The sequence below is a fragment of the Streptomyces sp. NPDC096013 genome (genome assembly GCF_044763565.1).
Classification (GTDB): domain Bacteria; phylum Actinomycetota; class Actinomycetes; order Streptomycetales; family Streptomycetaceae; genus Streptomyces.
The window spans coordinates 207,369-230,640 of the sequence record NZ_JBIWGK010000004.1 but is presented as its reverse complement, the minus strand read 5'-3'; the positions used below and the strand labels follow the sequence as shown (position 1 = coordinate 230,640).

Below are 23,272 nucleotides of genomic sequence, written 5' to 3'. Positions count from 1 at the left end.
GACTGGACCAAAGTGCACTTTGGACTAGACCATACGATTTCTTTACCGTCGGCCCGGCGGACCGCGTCGCGCGACACGTTTGCGACTAGTGTCCCGGCTCACATGGCGTTGCAGGGGCGACGCCGACACCATGGTGCACGTCATCGGCAGGCTGAAGGGATCGGGAATGTTCCGCAAGGTGCTGGTCGCCAACCGTGGAGAGATCGCGATCAGGGCGTTCCGTGCCGGCTATGAGCTGGGCGCGCGAACAGTCGCGGTCTTCCCTCACGAGGACCGAAATTCGCTGCACCGGCTCAAGGCCGACGAGGCCTACGAGATCGGCCAGCCCGGGCATCCGGTCCGCGCCTATCTCTCGGTCGAGGAGATCGTCCGCGCGGCCCAGCGGGCGGGAGCGGACGCGGTCTATCCGGGCTACGGGTTCCTCTCCGAGAACCCCGAACTCGCCCGCGCCTGCGAGGAAGCGGGCATCACCTTCGTCGGTCCCAGTGCCCACATCCTGGAGATGACCGGCAACAAGGCCACGGCGATCGCCGCCGCCCGCGCGGCCGGCGTACCGGTGCTCGGCTCCTCGGCGCCCTCCACCGACGTCGACGAACTGGTCCGCGCCGCCGAGGAGATCGGCTTCCCGGTGTTCGTGAAGGCGGTCGCCGGAGGCGGCGGGCGCGGGATGCGCCGCGTCGAGGACCCCGCGACCCTGCGCGAGTCCATCGAGGCCGCCGCCCGCGAGGCCATGTCCGCGTTCGGCGACGCCACGGTGTTCCTGGAGAAGGCCGTCGTCGACCCCCGGCACATCGAGGTGCAGATCCTCGCCGACGGCGAGGGCAACGTCATTCACCTCTTCGAGCGCGACTGCTCGCTCCAGCGCCGGCACCAGAAGGTCATCGAGCTGGCCCCCGCGCCCAACCTCGACCCCGCACTGCGCGACCGGATCTGCGCGGACGCGGTCCGCTTCGCCCGCGAGATCGGCTACCGCAACGCGGGCACCGTCGAGTTCCTCCTCGACCCGGCCGGCAACCACGTCTTCATCGAGATGAACCCGCGCATCCAGGTCGAGCACACGGTCACCGAGGAGGTCACCGACGTCGATCTCGTCCAGGCCCAGCTGCGCATCGCCTCCGGGGAGACCCTCGCCGACCTCGGCCTCTCCCAGGAGACGGTCACCCTGCACGGCGCCGCGCTCCAGTGTCGTATCACCACCGAGGACCCCGCCAACGGCTTCCGCCCGGACACCGGACGGATCAGCGCCTACCGCTCGCCCGGCGGCTCCGGCATCCGGCTCGACGGCGGAACCACCCACGCGGGTACGGAGATCAGCGCGCACTTCGACTCCATGCTGGTCAAACTCACCTGCCGGGGACGGGACTTCACCACCGCCGTCAACCGCGCCCGGCGCGCCGTCGCGGAGTTCCGCATCCGCGGTGTCGCCACCAACATCCCGTTCCTGCAAGCGGTGCTGGACGACCCGGACTTCCAGGCCGGGCGCATCACCACCGCGTTCATCGAGCAGCGCCCGCATCTGCTGACGGCCCGTCACTCCGCGGACCGCGGCACCAAGTTGCTCACCTACCTCGCCGACGTCACGGTCAACAAGCCGCACGGCGAACGCCCCGACCTGATCGACCCCACCACCAAGCTGCCGTCGGTCCCGAGCACCGAACCCCCGGCCGGTTCACGGCAGTTGCTCGCCGAACTCGGCCCCGAGGGCTTCGCCCGCCACCTGCGCGAGTCAGCCACGATCGGCGTCACCGACACCACCTTCCGCGACGCCCACCAGTCGCTCCTGGCCACCCGCGTCCGCACCAAGGACCTCCTCGCGGTCGCCCCGGTCGTCGCCCACACCGTGCCCCAACTCCTCTCCCTGGAGTGCTGGGGCGGCGCCACCTACGACGTCGCGCTGCGCTTCCTCGCCGAGGACCCCTGGGACCGGCTGGCCGCCCTGCGCGAGGCCGTCCCCAACATCTGCCTCCAGATGCTGCTGCGCGGCCGCAACACCGTCGGCTACACCCCGTACCCGACCCAGGTCACCGACGCCTTCGTCCAGGAGGCCGCCGCCACCGGCATCGACATCTTCCGCATCTTCGACGCGCTCAACGACGTGGGCCAGATGCGCCCGGCCATCGACGCCGTACGCGCCACCGGAACGTCGATCGCCGAGGTCGCCCTCTGCTACACCTCGGACCTGTCCGACCCCGGCGAGCGCCTGTACACGCTGGACTACTACCTCCGGCTCGCGGAACAGATCGTCGAGGCGGGCGCCCACGTCCTCGCGGTGAAGGACATGGCGGGCCTGCTGCGCGCACCCGCCGCCGCGACCCTCGTCTCGGCGCTGCGCCGCGAGTTCGGCCTGCCCGTCCACCTGCACACCCACGACACCGCGGGCGGCCAGCTCGCCGCCTACCTCGCCGCGATCCAGGCCGGCGCGGACGCCGTCGACGGCGCGGTGGCCTCCATGGCGGGTACGACCTCGCAGCCGTCCCTCTCCGCGATCGTCGCCGCGACCGACTACTCCGACCGCCCCACCGGCCTCGACCTCCAGGCCATCGGCGACCTGGAGCCGTACTGGGAGAGCGTCCGCAAGATCTACGCCCCCTTCGAGGCGGGCCTCGCCTCACCCACCGGCCGCGTCTACCACCACGAGATCCCCGGCGGCCAGCTCTCCAACCTGCGCACCCAGGCCATCGCGCTCGGCCTCGGCGACCGCTTCGAGGACATCGAGGCGATGTACGCCGCCGCCGACCGCATCCTCGGCCACCTGGTGAAGGTCACCCCGTCGTCGAAGGTCGTCGGCGACCTTGCCCTGCACCTGGTCGGCGCCGGAGTGAGCCCCGCCGACTTCGAGGCCGCCCCCGACCGGTACGACATCCCGGACTCCGTGATCGGCTTCCTGCGCGGCGAGCTGGGCACCCCGCCCGGTGGCTGGCCCGAGCCGTTCCGCACCAAGGCGCTCCAGGGCCGCGCCGACCCCAAGCCCGTCCAGGACCTCAGCCCCGAGGACCGCACGGCCCTCGACAAGGACCGCCGCGCCACCCTCAACCGCCTGCTGTTCCCCGGCCCGACCCGCGAGTTCGAGAACCACCGCCAGACCTACGGCGACACCAGCGTCCTCGACAGCAAGGACTTCTTCTACGGCATCCGGCCCGGCAAGGAGTACACGGTCGACCTGGAGCCCGGTGTCCGTCTCCTGATCGAGCTGGAGGCCGTGGGTGAGGCCGACGAACGCGGCATGCGCACGGTGATGTCCGCCCTGAACGGCCAGATCCGGCCGATCCAGGTGCGGGACACCTCCGCCGCCTCCGACGTCCCCGTCACCGAGAAGGCCGACCGCGGCAACCCCGGCCATGTGGCCGCCCCGTTCGCGGGCGTGGTCACCCTCGCGGTCGAGGAGGGCGACGAGGTGGAGGCCGGGGCCACCGTCGCCACGATCGAGGCCATGAAGATGGAGGCGTCGATCACCGCGCCCAAGTCCGGCCGGGTGTCCCGCCTCGCCATCAACCGCATCCAGCAGGTGGAGGGCGGCGACCTCCTCGTCGAACTGCGGTAGACGGTACGGCGACGGGCGGTTCGATCCGGTGACCGGGGTGAGGCAGGTCCCTCGCCCTGGTCACCGGCTTTGAGCCGGCCGGTATGGCGACAGGCCACTCAACCCGGTGACCGGATCGGTCCGGTCCCGGACCCGATGCGGCCTGTCGCCCACCCGCCCGCACACCGCAGTCTGGGGACATGACCCGAGCACTGATCGTCATCGACGTCCAGGAATCCTTCCGCGCCCGCCCGCTGTGGGCGACCATCTCCGACCCGAAGATCGCCGAGCAGGTCAACCGCCTCGTCCGGCTCGCCCGCCGGGCCGGTGACCTCGTGGTGTGGGTCCTGCACTCCGAGCCCGGCAGCGGCGACGTCTTCGACCCGGCCCTCGGCCACGTCCGGCTGATGGACGAACTGGAGCGCGCGGAGGGCGAACCGCTCCTCCACAAGACCTCGCACAACGCCTTCACCACCACCAACCTGCAATAACTCCTCACCGCACACGGCGTCCGCGAGCTCACCGTGTGCGGCATCCGCACCGAGCAGTGCGTCGAGACCACCACCCGCGTCGGCAGCGACTTCGGCTACCAGGTCACCTTCGTCACCGACGCGACGGCGACCAACCCCATCCCGCACCGCGACGCCCCCGCCGACCAGACCGTCGCCGAACTCCTCGCCGACCCCCGCACCCTCCCCGCCGACGAGGTCGTCCGGCGCACCGAGTACGCCCTCGCCGGCCGCTTCGCCACCATCGCGACGGTCGACGAGCTGGAAGCCGCGGCCGCACATCAGGCATGATGACCGGATCGTGAGCAACGTCGTCTTCTTCCTGGTCCCCGGAGTCCACCTGCTGGACCTGGCAGGCCCTGCCCAGGTCTTCTCCACGGCAGCCGACTTCGGGCACCCGTACACGCTCTCCTACGTCGCCGAGCAGCCCCAGGTCACCAGCGCCCAGGGGCTGCCGCTGACGGCCGCGCTCGACTGGCCGCAGCTGGGTCCCGAGGACCTGGTCGTGGTGCCGGGATGGCGTGCCCTCGCGCTGGCCGACGCGCCCGCCATCGGTGACACGGCCCTGCGGGCGCTCCGGGACCACCACGCCCGCGGCGGGACGGTGGCCAGCGTCTGCGCCGGCGCCGACGCGCTCGGCCGGGCCGGACTCCTCGACGGCCGCCACTGCACCACCCACCACGACGTCCAGGACGAACTCGCCCTGCGCCACCCCAGGGCGACCGTCGTCCGCGATGTCCTGTTCACCACCGACGACCGGGTCGTCACCTCGGCCGGCATCGCCAGCGGCATCGACCTCGCCCTGCACCTGATCGCCACCCGCCACGGCCCTGCCACAGCCGCGCAGATCGCCCGGGACATGGTCGTCTACGCCCGCCGCAACGGCCACGAACCGCAGGCCAGCGCGATGCTCCGGCACCGCTCCCACCTCGACGACACGGTGCACCGGGCCCAGGACCTCATCGACACCCGGTTCGACGAGACGCTGCCCCTGCCCGCCCTCGCCTCGGCGGTCGGCGTCAGCGAGCGCACCCTCACCCGCCTCTTCAGCCGGGCCACCGGACTCACCCCGCTGCGCTACCAGCAGACCCTTCGCCTGGAACGGGCCGAACACCTCATCAGCCACGGCGTCACCGTCGACGCCGCCGCACGCTCGGTCGGCTTCGAGGACGCCCGGATGCTGCGCAGGCTGCGGTCGCGTACGCCGTGACGGAGGGGTTGCGGCGCGGTCACCCCGTCCGGCGTCCTAGTCGATGCCGCCCTGCGCGCCGTACGGCGGACTCCGGGACCCCCGACCCCGGAGCCGGCCGACGCCACCCGTGAGCTCTAGGCGGCCGTACCGCCCGCGTAGTCGCTCTTGAACGTGGTCTCGATGGTCGTGGCGACGGACTGGGCCACGCCCGTGCCGGTGAGGATGATGCCCAACTCCCGGTTGTTGGAGAGGGAGTTGCTGCTGATGTTCATCGAGCCCGCCTCCACCTCCTGGGTGGAGAGACCGTAGTCGGCGACCATCGCCTTGGCGTGGATGTAGAAGCCGTTGGGGTCGGAGTAGCCGACGACCGTGCCGCCGGCCGCCTTGATCGCGGAGACCTCGCTGGAGTAGTCGGCGGGGGTCTCCAGCACCACCCGTACGGTCACGCCCGCCTTCGCCCGGGCCGCGATCGCGTTGACCACGGTGCTGTCGCTGAACTCCAGCTCCTCGACGTCCAGCGTCTTCGTGGCCGCGTTGATCACGGTCAGCAGCCGGCTGCGCGAGTCCGTGGGGGACCAGAGCAGATGGTCGCCGTCGGTCGGGGTGATGGAGGTCCCGGCGTAGTCCGCGTTGAACACCTTCTCGATCGCGGCGACATCGCGGGTGTCGTCGGTGAAGACACCGTAGTCGCGGCCGGTGGAGTAGTACTGCGAGGTCAGATTGCCCGTCAGGACAAGCGACTTGGTGCCGTCGACCGTGATGGTCTTCTGGTGCGTGTAGACGAAGGCCGACGGCGACCACACGACACCGACGCCCGCGTTCGTCAGCGCGGTGTACGCCGAGCTGTTCGCGGACTGGTGCGCGTGGTCCAGGACCACCCGGACGGTGACGCCCTTCTTCTCCACGGCGATCAGGTCGTTGACGGCCGTGGTGTCCTCCAGCTCGTACATCGTCATGTCGAGCGAGGAGGTCGCCGAGTTGATGAAGTCGTAGATGGTCGGCTGGGTGGTGCCGGACTGCGAGAAGGCGAAGGCGGTGTAGGTCGCGGCGTTCGCGGGGACCGCGCTGACGAAGAGGGTGGCGCCGGCTGCCAGCGCGACACCCGCGCGGCCGAGGAACTTCCTCAACATGCATGACTCCTAGTCGAGTTGTTGCCCACGTGGGGGGTGGCGGGCAGGTGCATGACACCACGCGCGTAGAACGCGGTGGAAGGGAAGCCGGGTGAACTAACGATTACCGGCCGCGCGTTCGGGTGGACAAAGGGGACTCCCCGCAGGTGGGAGCCGGTTCATGGGGTCCCCGCGAGGAGGCAAAAACTTCGTAGCGGGCGGGGGCCGGCTGATCGAGGAGACGCCACCCCCTTCGAGACGCCGCGCAGCGCAACCCCCAAAGGGGCGCGGGGAACTGCGCGCCCAGCCACAACGGCGCGGCAGTCGGCAGCCAAAGGGACGGCATATCGGGCCATCCGAGCGGAGCGCCTAGGCTGCGCCGGACACCCGCATCAACCCCAGGAGCATCTCCGTGTCCACCCACCCGTTCCCCGACGCCCACCACCCCGACGAAAAGCCCGCCCCGCACCCGCTCCTCGAACCGGTCCTCGGCCTCCTGGGCCACTGGCAGGGCCGAGGCGAGGGCGAATACCCCACCCTGGACGGCGACTTCATCTACGCCCAGGAGGTCACCTTCACCCACGACGGCCGCCCCTTCCTCCACTACGAGGCCCGCGCCTGGATCCTCACCCCCGACGGCACACCCCTGCGCCCGGCGGCCCGCGAGAGCGGCTGGTGGCGACTGCAACCCGAAGCCCGCGTCGAGGCCCTGATCACCCAGCCGACCGGTATCGCCGAGATCCTCGTAGGAAAAGCCACCGCGGGCACGGTCGACCTCGCCACCCACGAGGTCGCCCTCACACCCACCGCCAAGAAGGTCACCGCGACCCGCCGCCGTTACACCCTGACCGACGAGTCCACGCTCGCCTTCGCCCACGACCTGGAAGCCGTGGGGCAGCCGCTGCAACACCACCTCTCCGCGCGGCTGCGCCGCACGGGCTGAAAGGGACTGATCAGAAAGCCTGTTCACGGCGTTGCTTTCCGAATATCCGATCGTTGATCTCCTCATGCAGTGTGTGGTGCCCGAGCGGCATGGAGGCGTGGATCGACAGTGGTGCCCGGCGGCCTCCCGTGGGCAGGCGAACGGAGAGCCCTGTGCGCATGAGTGATCTTCAGCGGTGCGAGATCCGACCCGGACGACTCGTCGAGTGGACGCTGCACCCGACGGCCGTCGGAGCGGCGCGGGAACTCCCGGACGACGCGCGGCCACCGGCGTACGTGCAGGAGTCCCACATCCGGACGGCGCGCACGGTGCGCGAGGACGGGCTGTTCGTGCCGACCTGGCTCGGTACCGCCTTCGACATGCCGGGGCGCATCCAACTCGACGTGCTCCAGGACGCGTTGCGGTCCTGGATGCTCCGGCACGAGACGCTGCGCAGCGGCTTCCGGTGGGCCGGTGACGAGATGCGCCGCTTCACTCTCGACGCCGACGACGTGGCCCTGCACCGCGAGGACGTGGGGGAGTTCGCGGACGCGGTCACGCTGACCCGGTATTTGCAGGACCGTTTCGACGTGGCGGCGGACGCGCTCACCTGGCCCAACTTCCTTTTCGCGGCGGTCGTCCGCGATGACGGCACCAGCGTGTACCTGGCCTTCGACCACAGCAACGTCGACGCCTACTCCCTCCACCGCATCCCGGGCGAGGTCCACGAGCTGTACGCGGCGGGACTCGCCGGGAAGTCGGTCGAGGCGGCACCCGTCGCCAGTTACATCGACTTCTGCGCGGGCGAGCGCACCGACGCCGACCAGATCGACGACACCCACACCGTCGTCTCCCGCTGGCGCGAGTTCATCGCCCGCTGCGACGGAAAGCTGCCGAACTTCCCCGTCGACCTCGGCCTCGACCCCGAAGGGCCGCTGCCCACACAGAAGTTCCTCCAGGAGATGCTCGTCGACGACATCGACGCGGCGGCCTTCGAGGCGTACTGCCGGCCCTACGGCGGAAGTGTCGTCGGCGTCCTGGCGGCCGTCGCGCTGGCCGCCCGCGAGATCAGCGGCCTCGACGTGTACCGCACCGTCGTCCCCTTCCACACCCGCGCCAAGTCCCGCTGGGCGGACTCGGTCGGCTGGTACGTGGGCGGCGCGCCGATCGAGATCCCCGTCGAGCACGCCAGGGACTTCGACGACGCCCTGCGCATGGTCCGCGCCACCCTCCGTGAGAACCGCTCGCTGGCCCGCATGCCGATCGCCCGCGTCCTGCGCCTGCTCGGCGCCGACTTCCGGCCCACGTCCCCCGACCTGTACTCGATCGTCTCCTACGTCGACTCGCGCGCCCTGCCCGGTTCGGAGCGCTGGCAGGAGCTGAAGGCGTACGGACTGATCCGGGTGTCGTACGGCGACCAGGTGTGCGCGTGGGTGACCCGGGTGCACGAGGGACTTCAGTTCGCGTGCCGCGTCCCGGACAACGTCATCGCGGACAAGAACATGCGGCTGTGCATGGAACTGGTGCGGGAGCACGTCGTCGCGGTGGCCCGGCAGGCCCTGCCCGCGGTGGCCGGTCCCGCCTAGGGCCTGTCCGACCATTCCCGTCTGCCGCGCGACGCCATGCACGCACTCTCGCCGCACCGGGCGCGGACCCACGTACAACCAGTACGAGGGTCCACGCCCGGCACGCCGAGAGCACGCACCTGACGCCGCGAGGCCGCCCTGCGGGCGACGACGGGAATCGTCAGACAGGCCCTACCCGCAGGCGGGGGCGTGCGGCACCGCATGGCACGGGACTCGGGCACGGTCCGCGGCTGACAGCGGGTGAGGGGATGCCGCCTACACGGTGCTCGCCGTGGGCGCGTCCCAGCCGCTCCAGGCCGGGATCGCCTCGCACGCGTCCCGCCACGCGGACGGGATGCCGTCCGTGCCGGTGCGGGCCGCGACGACACCTCCGGCGATCGCGCAGGTCGTGTCCCGGTCGCCCCACCCGGCGACCGTCTGCCACAACGCCTCGGGCAGATCGTCGAGTTGACCCGCCGCGGCCCACAGGGCGAACGGCACGGTGTCCGGAGCGGAGATGAGCGTCCCCGAGCCCAGCACGGACGCCGCGTGCCGCACCGATGTCCGTTCGGAGAAGTTCGCGTCGACCAGCAGACCGGAGCGGACATCGCTCTCCGGTACCTGCGAGGCGACCTCCCGCAGGAACTCGGTGCGCGGGGCGGCCTGTTGACCCGCACCGGCGGCGGCCAGCGCGCCGGCGACCGCCACGGCCACAGCCCCCGCGACGGCCTCCGGGTGGGCATGGGTGGTCAGCGCGGACAGCCGGGCCTGCTCGGCGGCGGCCTTCAGGTCGTCCCGGAACCAGGCCCCCAGCGGGGCGACCCGCATCGCGGCACCGTTGCCGTAGGACCCCTGCCCGCCGAACTGCCCGGTGGTGACCGCCTGCCAGTCCTCGCCGTCGCCGAGGCGGCGGAGGATGCCGTGCATGGACGGGCCGTACCCCCGACTCGGGTCCCGCGCGTACTCGGCGGCGAACTCCCGTGCCAGCGCGTCCGGTCGGACCTCGCCATGAGCCACCAGGTGGGCGAACAGGACGAACGCCATGGCCGAGTCGTCCGTCCACGACCACGGCGTCGGGCGCAGGTCCCGCGCGGCCCACAGCTCCTCGGCGTCCTCGTCGGACCGGGTGAACCAGCCGTCGCCGAAGGCGTCTCCCATCACCAGCCCGTAGAGGGAGGCGTGAGCGTGCGGCGGACTGCTCATGGCGGGGCTCCTGTCGATGATCGCCGGACTCGGCACATCGTAGTTAAGGTGCCCTGATGGAACGGATCTTGGTGGTCGGGTCGACGGGCGCGGGCAAGTCGACGCTCGCACGGGCTGTGGGGGAGCGGCTCGGTGTGCCGTACCACGAGATGGACGCGCTGTACTTCAACGGCCCCGGCTGGGCGGTGAACCAGAGCCTGGTCGACGACGTCCTGCGGCTCACCTCCGAACCCCGCTGGATCATCGACTCGATCGGCTCGCCCGAAGTCCGTGACCTGCTCTGGGAGAAGGCCGACACGGTGCTCTGGCTGGACTACCCGAGACGCGTGATCATGCCGCGCGTGCTGCGCCGTTCGCTACGGCGCACGGTCACCCGCGAGAGCGTCTTCGGCGGCAACAGGGAGACATGGGTGGGGTGGTTGAGCCGGGAGCACCCCGCCTGGTGGGCCTGGTCGCAGTACACGGGCCGGCGCCGCGAGATCGAATGCCGGACAGGCGACCCGCGCTTCGCACCGCTCACCACCCACCGCTTCCCCCAACCCGCCTACACCGAGGCCTGGTTGGCATCCCTGCACTGAGGTTCACGAGGTGGTCAGAGGAACGGCGTGCCCGCGTCGAGCCCGGACAGGACCCGGCCGTACAGCTCCAGGTTGGTGGCCGGATTGACGAACGAGTGCAGGGTGAGCGCGTACAGGTCACGGACCGCGCGCTGGATCGGGACGTCGCGGTGCAGCGAGGACGCCCCGGACGCGGAGGCGATGAGGTCCACGGCCTCCTTGCACAGCCGGGCCGTATAGCCGCTCTGCGCCCGGATTTCGGCCCGGTCCGCCTGGGTGTACTGATCGCCGTTCTCGGCCGCGGTCTCGATCCGGTCGACGAACTCGCGGGTGAGCAGCTCGGCACAGGAGATCTTCATCGCCGCCTCCGCGATCTGCAGATGCGTGACGCCCGCCTCGTACTGCCGCTCGTGGAAGGTGTAGGTGATGCCCCGCCGGTGGATCCGCTCGGAGAACTCCGCGAGGGCCGCCCTGGCCGGGCCCAGCGCGTTCGGCGCCGTCCAGGCACAGAACAGCATCAGGACCGGCATCCGGTAGAAGGGGTCGTCGGCGTTGGCCTTCGAGGGGAAGCCGCCTGCCAGCAGCGGGCCGACGGGCAGGACCCGGTGCGCGGGCACGAACACGTCCCGCGCGACCACGCTGTTGCTGCCGCTCCCCGCCAGCCCCGAGACATGCCAGTCGTCGAGGATCTCCAGCTCGGACATCGGTACGGCGGTCCACAACAGCTCGGGCGGACCCTCGGCGGACTCGACCCGGACCGTCAGCAGATGCCAGTCGGCACTCCGGCAGCCGGTGGCGAAGCCCGAGGTGCCGTTGACGACATAGCCCCCGTCCGTCGCGACCGCGACCGCGTCCGGGACCAGCGTGCCACCGACCCGCACGTCCGGGCCGGTGAAGATCTCGTCCTGCGCCTCGTCCGGGAAGAGCGCGGCGATGTACGCGCAACCCGCCTGGATCAGCGCCACGAAGCCGGTCGAGCCGCACCCGGCGGCGATCTCGCTCAACACGTCGACCTGCGTGCTCAGCCGGCTCTGGTAACCGCCGTACCGCCGGGGGACGTTCATCCGGTACACCCCGGCGTCCGTCAGCGCCGACACCACTTCCTCCGTCACCCTTCTCTCCTCCTCGGCGCGCAACGCGTGCTCTCGGAGGAGGGGTTGGAGCGCCCGTACGCGTTCTACGAGGCCGGCAGCTGACGGGGACGCTGAGGACGGTGCCATGGACGACCTCCGGTCACGGGAGCCCTCACCGTGACGCGGATCGGGTGAGGTGTCAACGCCCCTGTTGACAGGGGCCGTTCACGAGCGCGCGGCCAAGGAACGGTAGAGGTCGAGGTGACCGCGGGCCGCCGCGTCCCAGGTGTGCCGGGCGGCGAGGGCGCGCCCGGCGGAACGCCGGTCCGGGTCCTGCGCCGTGAGCGCCTGCCCGAGTACCGTCGCCAACTCCTGCGGAGTCGCAGCGAATTGAGCGGCCCCGCCGAACACCTCCCGCAGCACCGGCAGATCCCGCACCACCAGCGGCACCCCCGCGGCCAACGCCTCCATCGCCGCGAGCCCGAACCCCTCCTTGAGCGACGGAAACGCGAACACGTCCGCCGCCGCGACCAGAGACGGCAAGGAGTCCTCGTCCACCTGCCCCAACACCACCGGTTTTACGGCGAGTTCGGCGGCCCTCGCCTCCCACCTCGCCCGGTAGTCGCGGTAGTCGAACAGCGTCTCGCCGCCCGCGATCACCAGCCGGACGTCAGGACGCTTCGCGCGCAGCAGGGCGTACGCCTCCAGCAGGTCCAGGGAGCCCTTGCGGGGTTCGATGCCGCCCACGGTGAGGACGTACCTGCCGAGACGGGAGCGCCAACTCGCCTGCGCGGCCGGGTCGGTGACGGCGAAGCGGTCATAGGCCACGCCGTTCGGGATGACCCGCGCCGCGATGCCCCAGCCCGCCGCCAACTCCCCGGCCACGGCCGCCGATACGCAGACGTGTGCGTACGGCTCGACGATCGCGCGCTCGTGGCAGGCGGCCAGTTCGGGGGTGGTGAAGTGGTCGAGGTGGTGGACCGTGCGGACGCAGGGGCCGGCCGCGTTGGCGCTGATGCAGTCCTGGGCGTGGACGACGTCGTAGGGCGTGGGGTCGAAGGCGGTGCGGAGGGTGGCGATGGAGCGCAGGATGCGGGCGCCGACCGACTCCTCGGGCGGGCCGTCGGGGAACGGGACGATCTGGATCCGTACGGCGGGGTGCACCGGGCGGAAGAAGCCCGCGTCGCCGCCCCGGCCCAGGGTCCACACCGTGACGTCCTCGCCCAGTGCCGCGAGGGCCTCCGCGAGGGCGAGGGTGTGGACGACCCCGCCGCGCGGCTTGGTGGAGTAGCTGAGCAGGGCGATCTTCACGTACGGGACTCCCGGTAGGCGTCGGGGCGGCGCTCGTCGAGGTGGCGCAGCACGCGGCGGGCGCGGTCGGTCTCGGCGGCGACGTCGATCTCGGCGACGGCGAGCCCGGCCTTGGACCAGGTGCGGGCGAGGATGTCACCGCCCGGGCCGACCACCTTGGCCTGGCCGAGGAAGCGCATGCCGCCCATCGCGCCGGTCTGGTTCGAGGAGGCCAGGACGACCTGGTTCTCGGCGGCGCGCGACTGGTCGTAGAGGTCGAAGAGCCGGGCCTGACGGTCCTGGGCCATGCGCGGGGCGCGGTTGGTGATGCTCGTGGGCCAGGCGGAGAGGCAGGCGAGGATCTCGGCGCCGTCCAGGGCCAGCGAACGGGCCGACTCCGGGAACGTCTTGTCGTAGTCGATGAGCATGCCCACGCGGCCGACCGGGGTGTCGAAGGCGTCGAAGCGGTCCCCCGCGGTGTAGGCGGCGACCTCGCCGGCGGGGAGGTGCACCTTCCGGTGGCGGCCGAGGACGCCGTCGCCGCTGACGCAGACCGCCGCGTTGTAGCGCTCGGTCCCGCCGTCCTCGCAGTAGCCGACGCACACCACCATCTCGGCCGCCAGGCGCGCAACCTGGAGGATCAGCGGGTCGTCCGGTTTGAGCGCGGGAGGCAGTGCCTGCGGGTCGGGGTGGCGCAGGTCGGCGAGATATCCGCCGAGGGCGGCGTCCGGCAGGACCAGCAGGTCGGCCCCCGAACCGCGGGCGTCGTCGATGAGTTTGGCGATGCGCGCGAGGTCGAACTCCAGGTCGCGGCCGAAGTGGGCGGCCGCGGCCGCGATCCGGACGGTGCTCATACGGTGACTGCTCCCGGGGCTGGGCCATAGGTCTCGGGCCGCCGGTCGCGCAGGTGTCCCATCGACCGGCGGGCGGTCTCCAGGGCCTGTACGACGTCGAGTTCGGCGACGGCGATGCCGGAGGTCACGCCCGTGTCGGCGAGGATCTCACCGCCGGGGTCGACGACCTTGGCACTGCCGACGAAGCGTAGCGACCCGAACGTGCCCGCCTGGTTGGCGGACAGCCACACGATCTGGTTCTCCAGCGCCCGCGCCCGGTCGAACAGGTCGAACCGCCGCTTCCAGCGGTCCTGTTCGAGATCGGCGCTCGCGTTCGTGCGCGCGCCCGGCCACGCCGACACGCACACCCCGATCTCGGCCCCGTCAAGTGCCAGTGCCCGCGCCGACTCCGGGAACGCCTTGTCGTAGCAGATCATCATCCCGAGCCGGCCGACCGGTGTGTCGAAGGCGTGGAAACCGTCCCCCGAGGCATAGCTCGCGTCCTCGCCGAGTGGCTGGTGGACCTTGCGGTGGTTGCCGAGGACGCCGTCGCCGGTGACGCAGACGACGCTGTTGTAGCGGGCGTTCCCGGCGGCCTCGCAGTATCCGGCCACGACCGTCAACTCTCCGGCCAGCGAGGCGAGTCGGCGAATTTCCGGGCCGTCTAGGGCGAGCGCGGGCGGCCCCTCGTCGAGCGCGCTGTCGTCGTCCAGGCTGAGCAGATAGCCGCCCAGGCACGCCTCCGGCAGCGCGAGGAGCCGCACGCCCTGCTCGCCCGCCTCCTTGATCAGCCGCTCCGCGATCGCGAAGTCCTCCTCCAGGTCGCGGCCGAACTCGGCGGCCACGGCCGCCATCCGCAGCGTGCTCATGCCGTCCCCATTCCGGTCACCGCGGAGGCGACCGCCTCGGTGATCTCTCCGTCGGACCAGCGCAGCCCGACGCCTTCCCCAGCGGTCAACTCCCCGCACACAGAGCCCGTTGCGGGCCCTGCGGGCAACACCGGCGCGTGCGGCTCGTCGGCCGTGAGCATCGCGAAGCCCGGGAAGCAGGTCAGCCAGTCACCCATGGCCGCACCCGCCGGCCGGGGCACGGCACCCACGTCGAGCACCGCCCCGCACCCGCTCGCCTCGGCCAGCATCCCCAGCGTCCCGGCGATCCCGGCCATCGACACGTCCTTCGCCGCCGCCGGTCGCGCGACGGCCACCGCCCGTGTCATCGTGCGCAGTTCGCCGGTGCGGCGACGGCTGGTCGAGTCCCACTGACGGCCCCGGTAGCCCGCGCGCCACCCGCCGCCGAGGTCCGCCGTGAGCCGTACCGTGTGGCCGGGGCGTCCTCCGCCGCCGGGCACGGGACGGTCGGTGCGGCCGAGCGCGGTCACCGACAGGGCCGCGGGGACGCCGAGTTGGGTGTGCCCGCCGAGCACCGGGACGCCGTAGGCCCGTGCCGCGCGGCTCAGTCCGGCGAGGACCAGTGCGGCGTGCGCGGCGTCCCGGGCACCCAGCGCGTCCAACAGGCCGACCGGTGAAGCGCCCATCGCCGCGAGGTCGTTGACGTTCACCAGGACCGCGCACCAGCCCGCCCACTCCGGGTCCCGCTCGACCATCGAGGGCACGATCGCGTCGCACGCGGCGATGACGTCCGTGCCGGGGACGGGCGCGCCGTCGTCACCGACGAAGCCGGGTGGCGCGGGCAACCCGGCCAGCAAGGGGCCGAGTTCGGACTTGGTGGAGGCAACGTGGGCCGCGATCCTGCCGATGGGCCATCGCATGAGGACGTGCGCGGTGTCCGCGACGGTCGTCGGGCGCACGGAACGCCAGCCCAGGCGCCGGAAGAGCGGTTCGCTGCGGGTCTGGACGGTCGCCTCGAAGCGCAGGACGCCTTCGCTCTCGGCCCGCGCGCACGCGGCGCGGACCAGTGCGGCCCCGATGCCCTGGGGGCCGCGCGCTCCCGGTGCCACGACCAGTCTGCCGCCCGCCCACCAGCCCAGGTCGGGACCGTCGTCGACCGGCCCGAGCCGGACCCCGCCGACGACTGTGTCGGACCGGTCCTTGGCGACCAGCACCACCGTCCGGGGATCGGCGTCACGGTCGTCCAGGTCGTGGCCGGTGAACAGCCCCTGCTCGTGCACGAAGGTGTCCCGGCGCAGTCGCCGATAGTCCGCCAACTCGGCGTGACAGGCGGCCTCTTCGACGTGGAAGTCCGGTCGCCGTGCCAGTGTGCTGCGGTCGCCGAGCAGGGCCAGGATGTCGAACGGCCGGTCCGTCACCGGTGCTGTGCTGGATCCGTCGAGGAGCACGCCCTCAGCCTCCCGCCGACCGCAGGACACTGCACGCACCGCAGGCCGCGCAGCCCGCCTTCTGGTCGGCGCCGCTCATCCCGGCGGCGCGCAGCTCGGCCGCGACGCCCTCGGTGACATACGTCAGGAGTTCGGCGTCCGGTGCCGGGACGCCGTCGCGGGCGGCGAGCGTGCCGGCCATCGGGCGGAACGGGACGACGAACGGATACACGCCCCGCTCGATCAACTCGCCCGCGCCCGCGATGAGTTCGTCCGGGTCCTCGCCGAGCCCGACGAGCAGATAGGTGGAGACACGGTTCCGCCCGAAGACCCGCACCGCCTCGTCCCACGCGGTCTCGTACTCGGCCAGGGGCACCGTCGACTTGCCCGGCATCCAGCGCCGCCGCACCTCTTCGTCGAGGGACTCGGCATGGATGCCGATCGTGGTGGCCCCGGCGTCGTGCAGGGCACGGATCCAGGCGAGGTCGCCGGGTGGTTCGCACTGCACCTGGATAGGCAGGCCGGGGACCGCTTCGAGGACGGCGCGTACGGAGCGGACGAGGTTGCGGGCGCCCCGGTCCGGGCCGGTCGTCGTGCCCGTGGTCATGACCATCTGCTGGATGCCGTCCAACCGGACCGCCGCCTCGGCGACCTGGGCCAACTGCGCCGGTGTCTTGGCGGCGACCGTCGCGCCCGAGCGCAGGGACTCCTCGATGGTGCAGAAGCGGCAGCGGTCGGACTCGGCGTAGCGGATGCAGGTCTGGACGACGGTGGTGGCGAGGACGTCGGCGCCGTGGAGGCGGGCGATGTGCTCGTAGGGGGTGCCGTCGGCGGTGGTGAGGTCGTAGAACCTGGGGCGGTTCACAGGGGTCAACGCGAGCCCGGTGTCCTGGAGTCGGCCGTGCTCGTCGCCGAGCCACACCTTGCCGTCGCGGACGCGGTAGGGGCTGGCGGGGTTGGTGGGCAGTGCGGCGTTGGCACCGTCGACGAGGACGTGGCCGTCGCCGCTCGGACCCGCGCCGTCGGGCCGCCGTACGGGGGCGTCCAACGCGACGCCGTGCAGGGCGAGTTCGGCGCGCGTCATGATGCGCACATCCACCGCGGTCCTCGTGGAACCGGTGCCAACGCTCACAGCGGACCCCTTACAGCTGGTAGGTGGAGTTGATGATGGCGCCCTTGCGCGCGTAGTGGATCAGCGCGTCCTGGACGTCCAGCGGGTGGGTCGGGATGACGCCCTCGATGAGGTCCTCCTCGCGGGCGCCGTGCAGGGACAGGCCGAAGCGGCAGCAGAACACCTTGCCGCCCTCGGCGATGAACGTCTTGAGCTGGTTGTTGATGTTGTGTTCGCCGGGGAACGCCGAGTTCCCGGTGGTCGGGAAACCGCGCGTGGCAAGGCAGTTGAGGGAGCCGGGGCCGTAGAAGTAGATGGCCGTCTCGAAGCCCTTGCGCAGGGCGCGGGTCGCCTGGAGGACGGCGACGAAGGAGACCGACGACTCGTGGGCGATGCCGTGGACGAGCGTGAAGTACGTCTCGCCGTCCTCCGCCTTGTAGTCGGGGAACACCTTGGTGGCCCCGTAGATGCTGGTGCCCTCGGGGAGGGACGGGTGGGGGATCTCCTTGAGGGACTTCTGTTCGATCTCGCTGAGTTCGACGGTTTCGGACATGGCTGTCTCCTTGTGCGTACCGGACGGGGGACGGGAGTCGGTCAGTCGTAGAGCGCGGCGAAGGTGTCCCGGAAGACGAGGTCGCCGAGTTCGCCGCCGCCGGTCGCTTCGGCGAGGCGGGCGTATTCGCCGGTGAAGTCGCCCCACGGCTGGTCGCTGGCGAAGAGCACCCGGTCGTGGCCGATACCCCGGTGCTCGATCTCCCGGGCCAGCCAGCGGGGAGTGAATCCGATGGCCCAGGAGAGGTCGGTGTAGACGTGCTTGCCGGCCGTGATCCAGTCGAAGAACCGGGAACCGGCGAGTTTGATGTGGCCGCTCATCCCGCCGCCGAAGTGCACGAGATGGACCGGGACGTGGTCGGCGTACCAGTCGACCAGATGGCCGACCTCGTCGATGTCGGAGGCGGCGCCGGGGGAGGTGTGGACGTGGACGACCAGGTGGTGGCGGGCGGCCACGGCGAAGATGCGGTCCAGGTGGGGGCGGCAGGCCGGGTCGGTCGGCCGTCCGCCGAGAAGGAAGCTCAGCTTGAGCGCCTTCACGCCCCGTTCGCCCGCCAACTCCAGTGCATGTGCCGTGCGTTGCTCGTCCTCGGGGCGAGGGGAGACCCACAGTCCGGCGCGGATGCGGTCGTCGGTCTGGGCGGCCTCGATCGCCAACTCGTTGAAGGAGAAGGCGATCGCGGGGTCCGGGACACCGTAGTTCGGGATGACCAGGGCGCGTTCGGTGCCCTCCGCGTCCAGGTCGGCGACGAGTTGCTTGATGGTGGCGCGGGCGGTGGTGTCGGGGTTGACCGGCGGGCCGCCGTAGAAGGGGTAGGCGGGCAGGACGCCGATGTGGCGGTGTGCGTCGTGGACCATGGGTGTCGTCCCTTCCTCGTCCTCGTCCGTGCCTCCTCCCTTTCTCGGAGTCAGCCGATGGGGAGGGCGGAGGCGAGTTCGGTGGGGGCGCCGGTGAGGGTGCCGCAGACGTCGGCGAGGCGGCGGGAGGCCTCGATGTGGTTCGCGAGGAACTCCGCGTCCCTGCCCACCGCTTCGAAGCGTCCCGAACCCCACGAGTGCTGCCAGGGCAGGCCCAGGAAGTACAGGCCGGGGACGCTGGTGGCGCCGCGCCAGTGCATCGGGTAGCCGCGGCCGTCGAAGACCGGGGCCTCTATCCAGCGGTGGTCGCGGCGGAACCCCGTGGACCAGACGACGGAGGTGATGCCGGCCCGGTCCAGGTCGAGTTCGCGGGGCTGGTCGTCCGGTTCCCACACGGGTACGTAGCGGGGCTCGTCCGGGGCCGCGATGTTCCGGGCGGTGATGTGGGCGTCGATGGCGTCCTTGATGCCCTCCGCCACGGCGTCCGCGTGATCGAGGTTCACCTTGAGGTCGTCGGCGAACTCCACTGTTCCACCGGCGACTTCGGTGAGCCTGCCGTACAGCCGCATGCCCTCGCGGGCGAAGGCGCGCAGGTCGATGTCGCGGCCTCCGTCGCGTCCGGTGACGTAGTGGTTCACACGCATCCGGACCGCGCCGGCGTCGTCGAAGTCGTCGATGCTCTTCGCGTAGTGGCCCATCTCGTCCAGCCAGGCCACGCAGTCCCGGCCGCGGTAGAACCGGGCCACGCGCGGCGCGCTGCCGACGGCGAGATGCACCTGGCGTCCGGCGAGGTGCAGGTCCTCGGCGATCTGGCAGCCGGACTGGCCGGTGCCGACCACGAGGACCGCGCCCGGGGGGAGTTGGGCGGGGTTGCGGTAGCGGGAGGAGTGGACCTGGGCGACGGAGTCGGGCAGTCGCTGGGCCATCGGGGGGAGGGACGGGGTGTGGTAGGGGCCGGTGGCTATCACCACCTGGTCGGCCGTGAAGTCCCCCTCGGTGGTGGCGAGTTCGAAGACTCCGCCGGGGAAGCGGCGCAACCTGGTGACCGTCACGCCCTCGACGAGCGGCGGGCGGAAGTGGGCGACGTAGCCCTCCAGGTACCGCACGATGTCGTCGCGGACCATGAAGCCGTCGGGGTCGTCGCCCCGGTAGGGGTAACCGGGCAGTCGGCACTGCCAGTTGGGGGTCACCAGACAGAAGGAGTCCCAGCGGTGCTCGCGCCATTCGTGGCCGACCCGGTGTGCCTCGACGACCACGTGGTCGATGCCGCGCTCGCGGAGTTCGTGGCTGACCGAGAGCCCCGCCTGACCACCGCCCACCACGGCCACCGGGTAGTGCGCGCCCGGCAGATTCGCCGGGCTCATCGAGGGCTCCCGTCGACGCGCTCGTAAGCGCCGGCTGACGTGACGTGGTCCTGGGCCATCGGGGAGGGTGAACAGCGGTGCCGGGTCGGGTTGTCGGGCCGGCGCACATCGACATACATCTCGGGCATGACATCCTCCATGCCGCGCGACGAGGTCTTGCCACCTCGCCGCTCTCCATGCCGACCAACTTCAGCCCTGCGGATGTCCGAACGAAGTCATCCGGAACAAAGGGGAGTTGCGAAAACCTCACCGCGACTCGGCGGCGGTGTCAGCTATGTGTCGCCACCCGTTGACATGTCGGCGGCCGGCCAGTGGGCGAGCGAGATCATCCCCATCACCCGGCGTATCAGGTAGAAGGCCAGTGGTAGTTCGACGAACAGTGCCAACGCCGCCGACCACCAGATCTCCGACGTGCCGAAGGCGAGGGACACGTCGAACCAGGCGTCGCAGATCAGCAGGACCGCCGTGGCGAGCGCCGCGAGGATGACGGCGCGGTTCCGCCGCCAGCCGAGCAGTGCGGTGGACGCCATCGCGACCACGAGCAGGACGTCGAACCCGACCCAGGTCAGGCGCCACTGGTGGACCTCGTACCCGGACGGGAGTGTCACCGCCAGCAGAACCGTCCACGGGACCAGCCCCAGGGCGCAGACGGTCAGCAGCTCCAGGGTGTGGCGCCGGTGCCGGCGGACCCGTTCCAGCACGTCCGGCGTGGGAGAAGGGGCCTCGACCAGGTTGCGGGTGTCGGCGTTTATCGCGTCGCTCACCTCGACTGCTCCGTTCTCAGACGTCCGTTGGTGATCCAGTGGGGCAACGCCCCCTTCGGCTTCTTTTCTTCCCGGGGCGGCGGGTGCGGATTCCTTGCCTCCGGATCGCCGTAAACCGGATGGATCTGTCCAATAGCGGAGGAAGAGAGCGGCGGACTAGACTCGCGCAACCAACGATCCGGGGAAGGTCCGGCATGCGACGGTGGGCGGAATTCGTTCTTCGGCACCGCAAGGCGGTAGTGGCGTTCTGGGGTCTGGTGCTGGTCGCCGGGATCCTGCTGGCCGGTCGTACCACGGACAGGCTGACGATCGACTTCTCGTTGCCGGGCCAGCCCGGCACCGTGACCGCACACAAGATCGAGGGCGCCTTCGGGAGCGGCGGCGACACCAACCCCTACCTGGTCGCGGTCACCCTGCCGGCCGGGCAGATGATCACCGGTCACGAGAAGGATGTCGAGAAGGTATTCACGGCCGTGGGCACGGCGGTACCGGGCGTGCGGGTGATCGACGAGGCGAACACCGGGGACAAGGCGTTTCGGACCAAGGACGACCGCACCGCCTACGCGCTGGTCTTCTACCGGTTCAACCCGTCACCCAGCCAGAAAGCGCTGACCGATCCGATCCGCACGGCGGCCGAGCAGGCCAGGCCGGCGGGCGCGGTGATCGGGGTGACCGGCGAGGACCCCCTGGCCTCCGGCGGCGACAACGGGGGTGGCCCCGGGGTGCTCGGCGAGACGCTCCTCGGTGCCGTCGGCGCACTCGCCGTCCTCGCCTTCGTGTTCGCCTCCTTCCTGGCCCTGCTGCCGCTGCTCGTGGCAGCGGTGTCGATTCTCGCGACCTTCGTGATGCTGCTGCCGCTCACGTATGCCACCGACGTGTCGTTCATCGTGCAGTTCCTGGTCGCCCTGATCGGCCTGGGCGTGGCGATCGACTACTCGCTGCTGTTCGTCACCCGCTGGCGCGAGGAGCGCGACCGCGGCCGGGACAACCACGAGGCGGTCGTCGTCGCGATGGAGCACGCCGGGCACGCCATCGTGTTCAGCGGCGTCACGGTCGCCATCGGGCTGCTCTCCCTGGTCGTCCTGCCCGTGCCGTTTCTGCGCAGCATGGGCTACGGCGGCGCGCTCATCCCGCTCGCGAGCGTGCTGACGACGCTCACCCTGACCCCCGCGATCCTGGGCGGCATCGGGCCGAAGGTCGACTGGCCCAAGATCCGGCACGAGAACCGGGCGAGCCGCTTCTGGAGCCGCTGGACCGCCGCCGTCGTACGGCGCCGCTGGATCGCGGCCGGCGTCGCGCTGGCCGCGCTCGCCGCCTTGGTCGGGGTCTTCCTCGGGATCAAGATCGGCCTCGCCTCCTCGGAGTCACTGGCCAGGAGTGGCCCGGCCTACGACACCCTGCAGACCTTGGAACGGGGCGGGGTCCCCACCGGCGCGCTGACCCCGATGGAGGTCCTGGTCAGCACCGACCAGGCGCGTCCTGTCGCCGCCTCGCTGGCCGCGGTCGACGGTGTGGCCAGCGTGCTGGTGCCGACCGGACCCGTCGCCAACCGAGGCGGACAGAGCATCGTCGTCGTGATCCCGGACACCGAGACGGTCAACTCGAAGAGCGTCGACGTGGTCAGGCGGGTCAAGTCCGCCGCCGAGCACCTGCCCGGAGTCGTCGGTGTCGCAGGCGTCGGCGCGGCACAGATCGACTTCCTGCACGCCGTCTACGGCAACTTCCCGTTGATGCTCACGATCATCGCGCTCCTGACGTACGTGCTGCTCGTGCGAGCCTTCCGCTCGCTGCTGCTGCCGCTGAAGGCGGTGCTGCTCAACTTGATCTCGCTGGCGGCGACGCTGGGCCTGATGGTGCTGTTCTGGCAGGACGGGCACGGCTCGAACACGCTCTTCGGCATCGCGGCGACCGGGGCCGTCACATTCTGGATCCCGATCATGATCTTCGCGTTCCTGTTCGGACTGTCCATGGACTACGAGGTGTTCATCCTCTCCCGCATCCGGGAGGAGTACGACGGCGGTCTCTCGACCGACGACGCGGTGGTCGAGGGCATCGGCCGCACCGGCCGACTCGTCACCAGCGCCGCACTCATCCTCTTCCTCGCCTTCGCCGCACTTGCCTCGGGACCGGGCACCGACCTCAAGACGCTGGCGACCGGCCTCGGCATCGGCATCCTGCTCGACGCGACCATCGTGCGGATGCTCCTCGTCCCCTCCCTCGTCTCCCTGTTCGGCGGCTGGAACTGGCGCCTGCCCGCCTGGGCGGCCCGTCCGCTGCGCGTGCCGCCGTCCAGCCCGCACCCGGAGGCGTCCGGGCCCGCGCCGACACCGCCGACGGGCTAGGGCAGGCCTGGGGCCTCGCCCAGGACCCCCGGCCGAAGCGGAACGGCGTGAGTGCCTCGGGACGGCGGCCGGTGCGCATATACGCGGCCAAGTGGTGCCCGGTCACCGGCCCCCAGCGTGACGCCGAGCATGCCGTGCCCGGTCGCCGCGAACGCGTTGTCGTGCTCGGGGACGCGGTCGATGACCGGGAGCCCGTCGGGGAGGAAGGGTCGGCCGCCCACCCAGGGGTCGCG

General features: G+C 71.3%; 19 protein-coding genes and 1 pseudogene. 7 read left to right on the top strand and 13 right to left on the bottom strand.

Annotation, left to right across the window (positions count from 1 at the left end):
- Nucleotides 1–166: 166 nt before the first annotated feature.
- From ACIRB1_RS15755 to ACIRB1_RS15745, 3 genes and pseudogenes are all read left to right on the top strand, one after another.
- Entirely contained in the window at nt 167–3,541 is a 3,375-nt protein-coding gene (locus ACIRB1_RS15755; protein WP_403466212.1) for a pyruvate carboxylase, read from the top strand.
- A 179-nt stretch (nt 3,542–3,720) separates the two neighbouring features.
- A pseudogene (locus ACIRB1_RS15750) lies at nt 3,721–4,320 on the top strand (cysteine hydrolase family protein).
- A gap of 10 nt (nt 4,321–4,330) precedes the next feature.
- The gene (locus ACIRB1_RS15745) at nt 4,331–5,239 is read left to right on the top strand and encodes a GlxA family transcriptional regulator (RefSeq protein ID WP_403465926.1); all 909 of its coding nucleotides are present in this window, start codon (nt 4,331–4,333) and stop codon (nt 5,237–5,239) included.
- A 116-nt stretch (nt 5,240–5,355) separates the two neighbouring features.
- Here the strand turns inward: ACIRB1_RS15745 and ACIRB1_RS15740 are convergent, their stop codons facing one another.
- Nucleotides 5,356–6,351 (bottom strand): phospholipase D-like domain-containing protein, encoded by a 996-nt coding sequence (locus tag ACIRB1_RS15740; RefSeq protein WP_403465925.1) that lies wholly within the window; start codon nt 6,349–6,351, stop codon nt 5,356–5,358.
- Between the two features lie 391 nt (nt 6,352–6,742).
- Between ACIRB1_RS15740 and ACIRB1_RS15735 the strand changes: the two genes are divergently transcribed.
- On the top strand, nt 6,743–7,273 hold the full coding sequence (locus ACIRB1_RS15735) for an FABP family protein (RefSeq protein WP_403465924.1): 531 nt from the start codon (nt 6,743–6,745) through the stop codon (nt 7,271–7,273).
- A 158-nt stretch (nt 7,274–7,431) separates the two neighbouring features.
- The gene (locus ACIRB1_RS15730) at nt 7,432–8,838 is read left to right on the top strand and encodes a condensation domain-containing protein (RefSeq protein ID WP_403465923.1); all 1,407 of its coding nucleotides are present in this window, start codon (nt 7,432–7,434) and stop codon (nt 8,836–8,838) included.
- A 255-nt stretch (nt 8,839–9,093) separates the two neighbouring features.
- Here the strand turns inward: ACIRB1_RS15730 and ACIRB1_RS15725 are convergent, their stop codons facing one another.
- Nucleotides 9,094–10,020 (bottom strand): ADP-ribosylglycohydrolase family protein, encoded by a 927-nt coding sequence (locus ACIRB1_RS15725; protein WP_403465922.1) that lies wholly within the window; start codon nt 10,018–10,020, stop codon nt 9,094–9,096.
- 56 nt (nt 10,021–10,076) lie between these two features.
- Between ACIRB1_RS15725 and ACIRB1_RS15720 the strand changes: the two genes are divergently transcribed.
- Entirely contained in the window at nt 10,077–10,598 is a 522-nt protein-coding gene (locus ACIRB1_RS15720) for an AAA family ATPase (RefSeq protein WP_352181584.1), read from the top strand.
- A gap of 14 nt (nt 10,599–10,612) precedes the next feature.
- Here the strand turns inward: ACIRB1_RS15720 and ACIRB1_RS15715 are convergent, their stop codons facing one another.
- The 10 genes from ACIRB1_RS15715 to ACIRB1_RS15670 form a co-directional block, all read right to left on the bottom strand.
- Nucleotides 10,613–11,797, bottom strand: coding sequence for an acyl-CoA dehydrogenase family protein (locus ACIRB1_RS15715; protein ID WP_352181585.1), 1,185 nt, complete (start codon nt 11,795–11,797; stop codon nt 10,613–10,615).
- Between the two features lie 78 nt (nt 11,798–11,875).
- Nucleotides 11,876–12,961, bottom strand: a complete 1,086-nt coding sequence (locus ACIRB1_RS15710; RefSeq protein ID WP_403465921.1) for an MSMEG_0565 family glycosyltransferase — start codon at nt 12,959–12,961, stop codon at nt 11,876–11,878.
- Nucleotides 12,958–13,794: a carbon-nitrogen hydrolase family protein gene (locus tag ACIRB1_RS15705; protein WP_403465920.1), complete on the bottom strand. Its 837-nt coding sequence runs from the start codon at nt 13,792–13,794 to the stop codon at nt 12,958–12,960. Before ACIRB1_RS15705 ends, ACIRB1_RS15710 begins: the two co-directional genes overlap by 4 nt.
- The gene (locus ACIRB1_RS15700; protein WP_403465919.1) at nt 13,791–14,642 is read right to left on the bottom strand and encodes a carbon-nitrogen hydrolase family protein; all 852 of its coding nucleotides are present in this window, start codon (nt 14,640–14,642) and stop codon (nt 13,791–13,793) included. The genes ACIRB1_RS15705 and ACIRB1_RS15700 overlap by 4 nt, the downstream gene beginning before the upstream one ends.
- A complete protein-coding gene (locus tag ACIRB1_RS15695) occupies nt 14,639–16,069 on the bottom strand; it encodes an MSMEG_0567/sll0787 family protein (protein WP_403465918.1) in 1,431 nt (476 codons plus the stop codon). Before ACIRB1_RS15695 ends, ACIRB1_RS15700 begins: the two co-directional genes overlap by 4 nt.
- Before the next feature lie 4 nt (nt 16,070–16,073).
- Entirely contained in the window at nt 16,074–17,180 is a 1,107-nt protein-coding gene (locus tag ACIRB1_RS15690) for an MSMEG_0568 family radical SAM protein (protein ID WP_403465917.1), read from the bottom strand.
- A 10-nt stretch (nt 17,181–17,190) separates the two neighbouring features.
- Nucleotides 17,191–17,712 carry an MSMEG_0572/Sll0783 family nitrogen starvation response protein gene (locus tag ACIRB1_RS15685; protein WP_403465916.1) on the bottom strand — a complete coding sequence of 174 codons (522 nt, stop codon included), beginning with the start codon at nt 17,710–17,712 and terminating at the stop codon, nt 17,191–17,193.
- 41 nt (nt 17,713–17,753) lie between these two features.
- On the bottom strand, nt 17,754–18,569 hold the full coding sequence (locus ACIRB1_RS15680; RefSeq protein WP_403465915.1) for an amidohydrolase family protein: 816 nt from the start codon (nt 18,567–18,569) through the stop codon (nt 17,754–17,756).
- Between the two features lie 50 nt (nt 18,570–18,619).
- A complete protein-coding gene (locus tag ACIRB1_RS15675; RefSeq protein WP_403465914.1) occupies nt 18,620–19,933 on the bottom strand; it encodes an MSMEG_0569 family flavin-dependent oxidoreductase in 1,314 nt (437 codons plus the stop codon).
- A gap of 272 nt (nt 19,934–20,205) precedes the next feature.
- Complete coding sequence (locus ACIRB1_RS15670; protein WP_403465913.1) at nt 20,206–20,697, bottom strand: hypothetical protein; 492 nt, start codon at nt 20,695–20,697, stop codon at nt 20,206–20,208.
- Nucleotides 20,698–20,891: 194 nt separating this feature from the next.
- Between ACIRB1_RS15670 and ACIRB1_RS15665 the strand changes: the two genes are divergently transcribed.
- Nucleotides 20,892–23,039, top strand: coding sequence for an MMPL family transporter (locus ACIRB1_RS15665; RefSeq protein WP_403465912.1), 2,148 nt, complete (start codon nt 20,892–20,894; stop codon nt 23,037–23,039).
- On the opposite strand, the gene ACIRB1_RS15660 is transcribed toward ACIRB1_RS15665, so the two are convergent.
- Complete coding sequence (locus ACIRB1_RS15660; RefSeq protein WP_403466211.1) at nt 23,036–23,260, bottom strand: FAD-dependent oxidoreductase; 225 nt, start codon at nt 23,258–23,260, stop codon at nt 23,036–23,038. The genes ACIRB1_RS15665 and ACIRB1_RS15660 overlap by 4 nt on opposite strands.
- Between the last annotated feature and the right edge of the window lie 12 nt (nt 23,261–23,272).

What these genes read in the sequence shown, in the direction of transcription:
- ACIRB1_RS15725 (WP_403465922.1), bottom strand. Translation starts at nt 10,020, where the DNA reads ATGAGCAGTCCGCCGCACGCTCACGCCTCCCTCTACGGGCTGGTGATG.
- ACIRB1_RS15675 (WP_403465914.1), bottom strand. Translation starts at nt 19,933, where the DNA reads ATGAGCCCGGCGAATCTGCCGGGCGCGCACTACCCGGTGGCCGTGGTG.
- ACIRB1_RS15700 (WP_403465919.1), bottom strand. Translation starts at nt 14,642, where the DNA reads ATGAGCACGCTGCGGATGGCGGCCGTGGCCGCCGAGTTCGGCCGCGAC.
- ACIRB1_RS15740 (WP_403465925.1), bottom strand. Translation starts at nt 6,351, where the DNA reads ATGTTGAGGAAGTTCCTCGGCCGCGCGGGTGTCGCGCTGGCAGCCGGC.
- ACIRB1_RS15720 (WP_352181584.1), top strand. Translation starts at nt 10,077, where the DNA reads ATGGAACGGATCTTGGTGGTCGGGTCGACGGGCGCGGGCAAGTCGACG.
- ACIRB1_RS15715 (WP_352181585.1), bottom strand. Translation starts at nt 11,797, where the DNA reads ATGGCACCGTCCTCAGCGTCCCCGTCAGCTGCCGGCCTCGTAGAACGC.
- ACIRB1_RS15705 (WP_403465920.1), bottom strand. Translation starts at nt 13,794, where the DNA reads ATGAGCACCGTCCGGATCGCGGCCGCGGCCGCCCACTTCGGCCGCGAC.
- ACIRB1_RS15685 (WP_403465916.1), bottom strand. Translation starts at nt 17,712, where the DNA reads ATGTCCGAAACCGTCGAACTCAGCGAGATCGAACAGAAGTCCCTCAAG.
- ACIRB1_RS15665 (WP_403465912.1), top strand. Translation starts at nt 20,892, where the DNA reads ATGCGACGGTGGGCGGAATTCGTTCTTCGGCACCGCAAGGCGGTAGTG.
- ACIRB1_RS15730 (WP_403465923.1), top strand. Translation starts at nt 7,432, where the DNA reads ATGAGTGATCTTCAGCGGTGCGAGATCCGACCCGGACGACTCGTCGAG.
- ACIRB1_RS15680 (WP_403465915.1), bottom strand. Translation starts at nt 18,569, where the DNA reads ATGGTCCACGACGCACACCGCCACATCGGCGTCCTGCCCGCCTACCCC.
- ACIRB1_RS15755 (WP_403466212.1), top strand. Translation starts at nt 167, where the DNA reads ATGTTCCGCAAGGTGCTGGTCGCCAACCGTGGAGAGATCGCGATCAGG.